Source organism: Streptomyces sp. NPDC005799, assembly GCF_040630525.1.
Taxonomy (GTDB): domain Bacteria; phylum Actinomycetota; class Actinomycetes; order Streptomycetales; family Streptomycetaceae; genus Streptomyces; species Streptomyces griseorubiginosus_B.
In genome coordinates this window covers 1-3389 of record NZ_JBEXXQ010000167.1, presented here as the reverse complement: position 1 = coordinate 3389, position 3389 = coordinate 1, and the positions used below count along the sequence as shown (strand labels likewise).

Below are 3389 nucleotides of genomic sequence, written 5' to 3'. Positions count from 1 at the left end.
AGCCGGAAACACAGACTTGCGGGCAGGAACTGGACCACTCGGTTTACTTATGGGTGGATCACCCGGCTCGGTGTCTACCGTCTTACCGGAAACGTACACAGGGCGACGGTGCATGCCAGTCGGTGAACGATGTCGGAAAGCCGTGTGCGGGAGAACTGCATGCACGGTTTGAAGCGGCGGGGACTGGAAACGGAGCGGAAGCCACCGCGCCAGTCCCCGACCCTACTTAGAGCTTGCAGGTTGCACCGAGCATACGCCGAGGTCGGCACTACCGGGACGTAGACCCGCGTGTTGTTCGGAGATACGCCCTTAGCCAACCGTCATGTCGGCGGCGTCGAGCAGGGCCACCCGGTGGTTGTACTGGATCGTGTAATACTTCTTGGTCCCGACTACCACCGTGTCTGCCGAGTGTCCCCCTGACGCCTTAGCGAAGAAGTCATCGGCCGGAACTGCAGCGGAGGTTGCCACGTATGCCTGACCAGCCGGGACCGTGTACATGCTGAGCGGCGCCTGGGTCGACGGGGCCAAACCAGCCGGGTACTCGGACGCCTCTGGGTACGCCTGCCCGTAGACTGGCGCGGTGGTGGCGCTGGCAGCCTTGAGAATCGTGACGCCCTTGGCGGAAGTGGTGTTGACACCACCCGGATTCGAGAACCAGACCTTGGCACCGCCGTACCAGATTGCGGTCCAGTCACTGCTGACGTCGGCGACCACGAACTGTTGACCTGCGGTGACGGTACTGCCCCAGTCGTCGATGTGGTCGCTGCCCGCGCTGCCATCCGCATGCAGGGCCTGGTCAGGAAAGAGCGGCGCATTGTCCCTCGGCGCGGTTCGCACGAACAGGATGCTCGACCGTTCAGTCTGCGTGGTGCATGGCGTGCTGGAGGGCGTTGAAGCAGCACCATCACCCGTGGGGGGCATTGAAGCACCGCCAACTCCAGTCGGCTGGCCGCATACTTCGATACTCTGCTTGTTCGTTGCGAAGTCCGGGGCAATTGTCACGGCCGAGCCGACCTTGGGTACACCGCCCTTTCCGCCCTGCGGGATGTTGACACCGAGCAGTTGCATGAAGTGGGTCCAGTCCCAGTACGGCCCCGGATCGAAGTGCATGGCCGACACCAGCTTGCTGTTGGGTCCGGGCACGTTGTCGTGACCGATGACGTGCTGGCGGTCGAGGGGTATGCCGTATCGGGCTGACAGGTATTTCACCAGGTCGGCAGTGGCCTGGTATTGCGCCTCCGTGTACCAAGTGGCACCGTCGGCGGCGAAGCCCTCATGCTCGATACCGATCGAGTGCATGTTGAACCAGAAGTTGCCCGCGTGGAAGGCAACGTCCTTGTTGGACACCATCTGGGTGACGGCGCCGGTGGACGAGCGCATGACGTAATTCGCAGCGGCGCCGAACGAGGGGGTCTGGAAGTCGGACACCGCGGTGTCGAACGAGGTCTCAGTGTCGTGGATGACGATGTAGCGGATGTCAAGACGGTCGGCCGGCCGGTTGGCCGGCCGAAAGTTGGTGTCGGCGGCGGGGACGAAGGTGCACGTCACCTCTGGCGGGCATTCCGCCGCTGTGTCAGCGGTGGTGAGCCGCAGCACGTCCAGTTGGGAAGTGCGCGGCGTAGCGTCCGGCGTGGCGGCAAGCTTGACTTGCTGCCCACCGTGAGTCGTGGCTGAAGCCCCTTCAGCGACAGTGCGGAACACGGCCTGCGCGAACCGGCGAGCGCCCGCCTTGTCCGTCTTCTGGCTGTAGCGGGCCACGGCACCGAACCAATCGGCCGGATCGGCTGGAGTGCCGCTGGTCAGCCTCCTCTGGTACGAGGCGAGGAGGGCGGCTCCGCCACGAATGTTCTGACGGTCGTCAGTGCGGAGCTCATTGGGAGATGCTCCGATCAGCTTCGCCGCGGTCCGCAGGGTGTGGAGTGCGGGATCGGCAGCCATCTTCGGCAGTTCATGCCGTCCTGCCGCCCCTGAACCACCGGCCCTGAACATCGAAGGTGTGACATCTGTGAGATTCATCAATCCGTAGCCGCCGTCGGTGCTGTAGCCGCCACCGTGACCTTGCCACCCGGACTCCTGGCGCGAGACTGCGAGCAGCACCGGAAGAGGCACATTGAACTCCGTCGCGGCGGCAGCGAAGTCCGACTGCAGAGTGGAGGACGCATGGGCGGACTCGGTCGCCATCGCGGTAGCCCAGCCGGCCACGAGACCGCTCAGAGTCAGGGCCGCGCACGTGCCCATCAGCACCCGCCGTCGCTTCAGCCGGTGAAAGCCCCTTTGGTGCATTTAGCTGCCTTTCGTTGCCTGGTGCCGCAAAGATCGCCCGTGGGGCGCTCACAGCCCGGGCGTAGGTAAGCACTCAAGTCTCACCAGTCACAAAGGTCTCAGAGTAGAGGCATATAACCTGATATTTGGTAGGGTCGGGGACTGGCGCGGTGGCTTCGGCTCCGTCTCCAGTCCCCGCCGCACAGCACGGGATTGAGATCGGCTACCACGGCAGCTACCGGCCGCTCAGTCCTCGAACGAGCGGTCGCCGCACGGACTTTGTCCCGCAGCACTCGCATCGCCCTGGCCGAGCGCCAGCGGTGCAAGTAGTACCTGCCCCGCCATTTCCACGACTTCGTCTTCCGGTGGTGGAAGCCGAGAAAGTCGAAGCCTTGGCCGCCTCGGGTGAGGCAGACGATCCGGTCTTCTTGGGATGCAATCGTATCCCGAGCCTCTAGCACCCGCGCCGCCAATTCACGGGCCTGTTCGGCCCGTTGCTCCGTCGGCGACAGGACTACGAAATCATCGCAGTACCTCACCAGCACCCCAGCCGGCGTCCTTCGTTCTGCCACTCCTCATCGAGAACGTAAAGCGCGATATTCGCCAACAACGGGGAAACCGGCCCAGGATCTCAGTGAGTCTTTTCAGGTCGGTCACCGATCGGGTGACGGAGCCGTGGTGGCGGTAGGCGGGACCGAGCACGATTTCGCTGGGCGGGCGAGCGTCAACGGCGGACACGGTCTCACCCTCCCGGGCAGCAACTGAAAGAGTTCAGTGGTCAGCACGGTCGTGGCAACCCGGGCGGGGCCCGCAGCACCGCGGCCAGCACGCGGTGATGGTACTCGAGTTGACCGATTCCGCGAGCCGGGGCGCTGGCGGGGACGGCCGGTGCGACGGGTCAGGTCAGGGTCGGCAAGCCGCTGCCACGCGTCGGCGCCCTGGGCGACCAGAAGATCCAGTCCCTGGCGGGGCATGCCGGGTCTTCGAAGTTGAGCGGTGCAGCGTCCGTGCGTGTCTGAGGTTCCCCTCCTTTTGTGGAGACCGTGACTGGAGGGATAGTTGGGGGTCATGGGATCCGGGAAGCGCATTTACGACGCTGAGTTCCGCGAGGGGGCGGTACGGATCGT

Annotated in this window: 1 protein-coding gene; it reads right to left on the bottom strand. The window is 64.5% G+C overall.

Going from position 1 to position 3389, the window contains the following annotated elements:
* Window positions 1–309: 309 nt before the first annotated feature.
* Window positions 310–2181, bottom strand: a complete 1872-nt coding sequence (locus ABZ453_RS50820; RefSeq protein ID WP_359026826.1) for an N-acetylmuramoyl-L-alanine amidase — start codon at window positions 2179–2181, stop codon at window positions 310–312.
* Window positions 2182–3389: the final 1208 nt, after the last annotated feature.